The following is a 5,234-nucleotide window of genomic DNA, read 5'->3' as shown; positions in this document are numbered from 1 at the left end:
GTATAAATGCTTCCCTAGCAAGCCGATTTGCTTCAGATTCCTGCCTATCGTCAGAAGTAGCATCAATATCATCTAAAAATGTCTCTTCAGAATGAACGTGTTTCCATATATGAGCAACTTCATGGAGTAGTGTGAACCAAAAATTATCAAGACGGTCATGTCTCAATGTCAAACCAACAATCGGTATTCCGTCAATATCCTTTAATGCTGCTCCGTCTATGCGAGTGCCTTTTAAGCTTGGTTCGATAACAACGGCTATTCCATGTTTTTCAAGAAATTCAAGAGCAAGTAAGGGACCTGTTTCAAACCAGCTCAGTTGTGCCAAATCCCTCAAGAAGCTTGTAGAAAAAATTGCTGGGTCAAAGTTCCCAAGCAGATTTTTACGTTCACGCGCTCGCTGCACAACTCTACTAACCCATGCATAAAGTGCATATTTTGTTGAAGGAGAATACGCATCCCCAGAAAGAGTTCTCTTAAATGCGACATTACCTGTTTGCCAGCCAATTTGATTAATAAATCCTTTAATTAGTTCTTCTGTGGATTTTTTTATCGTATCACTGGCTTCAGAAATCCATCCTCTCCCAATCATTTCTTTAATCGGAAACTTAGACCAGTCAACATTATCATCACCTGTTTTGCTCTGATCAGCATTTAAACCTATCAACGTATCAGTAGAAATGCCAAGTCCGATTGAAAGTGCTTTTATCATCGGAACAGTCAAGGGTCTTTTCCTTGACAAAATTTCAGAAACTCTACTTCTTGTTCCCAAATATGGTACAAGATCAACTTGTTTTAACCCTTTCTCGTGCATACGGAACGTAATAGCATCGATTGGATCTGGTGGCTCTATAGGATATTTAGAGTTCTCGTATGCTTCTACAAGTGTGATAAGTAACTCTAACTCCTCATTTTCATCAGTTCCAGGAGACGGCATCATAACTAATAACGAATGTATACGTTCCAAATACTCCTGATGCTGCCTATCTGTTCTAATTACTCTAATATCCATTATCATTACCCTTCACAGAGGTAACAAAAACCAACAACCGATTGAAATCAATGATCGTTTCAACATAAGAAGCACAGCAATCCACCTTAAAAACAAAGATTTGATCACCAATATTTTCTACTTTGGGAAAGTGCTTTTTCACTTCTTCCTTTGATTTCCAATTGCTTAAACTTAGCTCTGTTGACCACGCATCAATCCAGTTTTTACTGGAAGGCTCATAGCGTTTAAGTTCTTCCAACTTATCTCTTCCGAGTAGCCGCATAGCCATACACTTTGTTCCTAATCTGGGAACATCATAATGTTCATTATCGATACTGTCAACACATGTTCCCAAAAATGGAACAAGATGACATTTCTTCAACTCAATACCCACAGATATCATACTTAAGATAAAAATTCATCAATGTAATGAGCTACCTACGGATGCAAGAGAAGAATGTGAACACCATTTTCTGTTCCATTACTCATCTCCTCACTGTTATCACTGCCGACTCATTGTTGAGTGCCCCACATGAAAATATTCCAACCATATCGATCGATAAAATGATCGATATGATCGAAATAATTAATAAAACTGGTTAAAGTAAGCGCCTGAAATTTTAACTTCACAGCATGAAAGGATGGCTGCTTTGACTACTAACCAACTGAAACGAAAGAATCTGTACTTCTATGTCTACATGGCTGCGCCGATGGTGTTCCCTGTAGCCTATTACTTCACGATGCATGAAAAGGTGGCCTATGTTGCGTTGTATGCGGTTTTGTTTATCTGCGTCGTTTTTGACCAACGGGCGTTAGTGCGGTCTGGAGTTGAGTCCGAAACTCATATCGTGAGATCTGCGCTGGGCATTGTTATTTTGCCCCCTATCTATGTATACGCTCGCGCCAGAGACGCTGGGATGAAAAAATGGCGCTGGCTATTCGCTTTCATCGCAATCACACTTGGCTGTATTTTTATCAGTACAACCATCGATGATAACGAAGCCCTGAAGGCATCGGCCTGTGAGATCACCACTTCGATATTCAAAGACAAAAACAGTGATGTTCAGTGTCTTGTCGTAGAGGACGTAAAGAAGATTTCAGATAAACATTATCGGGCAAAGGCGGTGTTATCGAACGGGGTGGATATGCCGATCACCATCGAGGAACGTGACGACGATTATATTTATGTCACGCTGGCACCATTGAGTAACCTGCTTGATTGACTGGCCGGGGGGAAGAAATTCCCCCAAATCATACCCATCCCCCCGCCGCAAAGATTCCAGAAGTACCCCCTCCCGAAATTGCACACAGAAGAAAAATATCAGCGGCGCGGTGTCTGATCGGTCAGGTGAAGAGTCAGCAAAACACAGAAGCCCGCTCTGAAAATATTCAAATATCAGGCCGGGCTGGTGGTGGTTGTTAGTCAGGTGGTTTCGAGGAGCTTCTTGACCTTGGCGACCATCCCAACGGAGCAATCACACAGTTTCGCAATTTCTGAATATGTATTCCCACCTTTGGCGAGGTACGCCTCGATCTTGTTTCTCAGGTTGGTATCCGCTGGTCTGCCTTTATACTTATTCTCAGCCTTTGCTTTGGCGATGCCTTGCGCCTGACGCTGGCGGCGCTTGGTGTAGTCCTCGTGTGCGTAGTGGGCTGCAATGTCCATCATCAGACCGTTGATCAGTTCAATTATGCGGTCACCTGGTACGGACTTTAATGCATCATGAGAAGTAGGCAGATCCACAACGACGACGCGTAAGCCCTGCTTTTCAATGCGAGCCTTGAGGGCTTCATATTGTACAGCAGGGAGTCGGGTTAAGCGATCGATGGACTCCACCAGCAAAAAGTCGCCCTTTTCGGCTGCGGCAAGCAGACGGGAAAGTTCCGGGCGCTCCAGCTTGGCACCAGAAAAGTTTTCGACATAATACTCAACACTTGTTAGCCGATGCTCTTCAACAAAGTCATTGATGGTTTCAAGTGCACGTGTAGCGTCTTGATCGTCAGTGGATGCCCTGAGGTAAGCGTGCGTCGTGATTTGGTGTGTAGTCATTGTTTTTTTCACGTTGAGTTTTCACTCTATAACTTTACGTGAATTATCTACATAGAGTCAATTTTTACTACTCATTGTGAATGACTTTGTTCACGAAAGCTGTTTTCATTTCAGGTATACCCTTTGTGAATATAGAGATGTGACCCTATCACCGAGGCGGACGATGGTTCAGAGGCGTATTTTCCTTGCTTTCAACAGGATTTAATCTGAGAAACTCCAGTTGATTCTGCCGCATCAGATCGCGGCGTGCTGCTGGCTGGTATGGACCAACAATGAGAATGCCTGTTTGAATTTTACATGCGTATGAGCGCTGGTGGTAAGAAGCGACCATGTTAAACAAACAAGCCACCAGCAGTAGAAAGCGAAGTGCCGCTTCAGAATTTGCACATGCGGCTACGCCTTGCCTCTGTGCCTTACTGACATGCGTCAACAGAGTATATGCTTATAGCTAAAAAAAGATCGCACCAGGGTGGGGTGCTACGGGTATTATTTATTTTATTGTTATATATCATTATCTTGACGTTGTTTCTTGCGTGGGGTTTGTAGGCGGGTCCGCATAAGGTATAGAGTGGGGTAAAAATGCGAAAGGAATGAAAGAGGGAGAATAAATCCCCCTCAGAATATGAACTCCTCCGTGTCAGATAGCAAGTGTTGCCGCAGGCTGGCAGGTGTCCAGTCTTGAGGTATCCACCACCACTGTTTTGATGTTTTGCCGGTCGCCGGGTCAGGATTTTTCTGGTACGGCTGACATTTTTTGTACCTCATAGCGGTCAAATAGCTGGCGGCTGTATGGGTGTTTCGGAAGTCTGAGAATTGGGCTTGTAGCGTCTCCAGTCGGAATGCCGGATTCTCTACTACCCACTCGCGTACTTGCATCTCCAGGATTGAAACTGAATCCGATATCATCCGGCGCAAACAATCGGACTGCGGAACGTATTTATGGTTGAACTGGCTTAGGTCACGTGCCATAAGCCACTCATAAAGCACATCCAATCCACCACAGGACACCCACGGCAATAATCGATTCTGGATGAATTGTTGCGTCTCCTGTCGGTCGGTTTTGTGCGTCATAAACTCCGGGGCGTACCAGCGGCGCTCGTTCTCATCCAGACGTAAAGGCCGGGGCTGGTTGCTTGAGAGAATGATCCGTGTGTAAACCCGTGCACTACGCTCTGTTTCATAAAGCGGGCGTATCATCTGCCATTCTTCACTCAGGATAGATTTTAACCGGGTCATCTGGCTATCACTGTGGGTTGAGACATCATCCAGGTGGATCAGCATATTGGAAGTCAGCGTTGTACTGTGCTTCTCCGTCAGTTTGGCGAATGAGTCCAGCGAGGCGGTTTGCCCGGATAACAATGGGGTTAGAATATGCTCAAAGAGCACACCTTTTCCGGTTCCCGTATCACCTGTGAATAGCAGGTGCCAGGATGGGCGCTGATCGGGACGTTGTAGCATATGCGCCAGCCAATCACAGACTATTTCTCTGTCAGTTTCGGCAGGGAACAAACGTTCAAGAAATTCAATCCAAGGTGCCGGGTCAGGGTCAAACCCGTTAGCTGGCTCCTCTTTCTCGTACTTTTTGTAGGTATTGACTGCCAGCACACCGGAACTCAATGGCACAAATAATTCTGGCTCTGCTGCTGGCTGGAATGTTTCACCGATCACGAAGGTTAATCTGCGGCGTATGTTAGCCCACCAATGATCCGCGTAATCGATACTGGAGTACGAATTCCGGTTGGCCCACTGGTAAAACAGCCCACTGATACTGTCTTCGTTCAAGGTAACACCATCACGGATGTTGAACAGGACTGATAGATTATTTGTCGCTTTGAGCACCCATCCATGCTTTTTCAGGTAGTCAATAAAGGCGCTGAGGACTATTTTTAATTCTTTGTCGTTCGGGGTTGGCATTTGCACTCCACTGAGTCGTTAATGGTCTGGGTAAGGTCGTTATATTTTTCCGGATTGCTGGCGATCTCCACCAGCAGCTTACGAATGAATACCGGCAGCGGCATTTGTCCACGCGCGGTGGTCAGCCAATCGGCAGTAGCTCCGGTTACTGTTATGTCATAGATTTTCATCATTGTTTGCCCTTTTCAACGGGGAGCGATTTATAACGCTCCGGGTCCTCTTCCTTGAGTCTACGCGCGGCGGCGATAGCACGGGCCAAAGCATCAGGATCGATGGTTCTCT

At 45.4% G+C, this 5,234-nt stretch carries 6 protein-coding genes; 1 reads left to right on the top strand and 5 read right to left on the bottom strand.

Annotated elements, in window-relative coordinates; all coding sequences use genetic code 11:
• Together RT340_RS21640 and RT340_RS21635 are read right to left on the bottom strand one after the other, a co-directional pair.
• Positions 1 to 1,009, bottom strand: a 1,009-nt coding sequence (locus RT340_RS21640) for an ImmA/IrrE family metallo-endopeptidase (RefSeq protein ID WP_313377709.1), incomplete at its 3' end; no start/stop codon positions are given.
• Positions 999 to 1,277, bottom strand: a complete 279-nt coding sequence (locus RT340_RS21635; protein ID WP_003847553.1) for a type II toxin-antitoxin system HigB family toxin — start codon at positions 1,275 to 1,277, stop codon at positions 999 to 1,001. The genes RT340_RS21640 and RT340_RS21635, both read right to left, overlap by 11 nt.
• Before the next feature lie 352 nt (positions 1,278 to 1,629).
• Here RT340_RS21635 and RT340_RS21630 point away from each other — a divergent pair, with 352 nt between their 5' ends.
• A complete protein-coding gene (locus RT340_RS21630; protein ID WP_313377708.1) occupies positions 1,630 to 2,211 on the top strand; it encodes a hypothetical protein in 582 nt (193 codons plus the stop codon).
• 200 nt (positions 2,212 to 2,411) lie between these two features.
• Here the strand turns inward: RT340_RS21630 and RT340_RS21625 are convergent, their stop codons facing one another.
• From RT340_RS21625 to RT340_RS21615, 3 genes are all read right to left on the bottom strand, one after another.
• The gene (locus RT340_RS21625; RefSeq protein WP_313377706.1) at positions 2,412 to 3,038 is read right to left on the bottom strand and encodes a recombinase family protein; all 627 of its coding nucleotides are present in this window, start codon (positions 3,036 to 3,038) and stop codon (positions 2,412 to 2,414) included.
• A gap of 615 nt (positions 3,039 to 3,653) precedes the next feature.
• Positions 3,654 to 4,952 carry a DUF5906 domain-containing protein gene (locus RT340_RS21620; RefSeq protein WP_313377704.1) on the bottom strand — a complete coding sequence of 433 codons (1,299 nt, stop codon included), beginning with the start codon at positions 4,950 to 4,952 and terminating at the stop codon, positions 3,654 to 3,656.
• The gene (locus tag RT340_RS21615) at positions 4,925 to 5,125 is read right to left on the bottom strand and encodes a hypothetical protein (RefSeq protein ID WP_234419552.1); all 201 of its coding nucleotides are present in this window, start codon (positions 5,123 to 5,125) and stop codon (positions 4,925 to 4,927) included. The genes RT340_RS21620 and RT340_RS21615 overlap by 28 nt, the downstream gene beginning before the upstream one ends.
• Positions 5,126 to 5,234: the final 109 nt, after the last annotated feature.

Source organism: Pantoea sp. CTOTU50773, assembly GCF_032082325.1.
In the GTDB taxonomy this organism is placed as follows: Bacteria; Pseudomonadota; Gammaproteobacteria; order Enterobacterales; family Enterobacteriaceae; genus Pantoea; species Pantoea communis.
This window is presented reverse-complemented; position numbering and strand designations above follow the sequence as displayed.

Excerpts from the sequence above, each read along its gene's own strand:
- RT340_RS21635 (WP_003847553.1), bottom strand. The coding sequence starts at position 1,277 with ATGGCTATGCGGCTACTCGGAAGAGATAAGTTGGAAGAACTTAAACGC.
- RT340_RS21630 (WP_313377708.1), top strand. The coding sequence starts at position 1,630 with ATGGCTGCTTTGACTACTAACCAACTGAAACGAAAGAATCTGTACTTC.
- RT340_RS21625 (WP_313377706.1), bottom strand. The coding sequence starts at position 3,038 with ATGACTACACACCAAATCACGACGCACGCTTACCTCAGGGCATCCACT.
- RT340_RS21620 (WP_313377704.1), bottom strand. The coding sequence starts at position 4,952 with ATGCCAACCCCGAACGACAAAGAATTAAAAATAGTCCTCAGCGCCTTT.
- RT340_RS21615 (WP_234419552.1), bottom strand. The coding sequence starts at position 5,125 with ATGATGAAAATCTATGACATAACAGTAACCGGAGCTACTGCCGATTGG.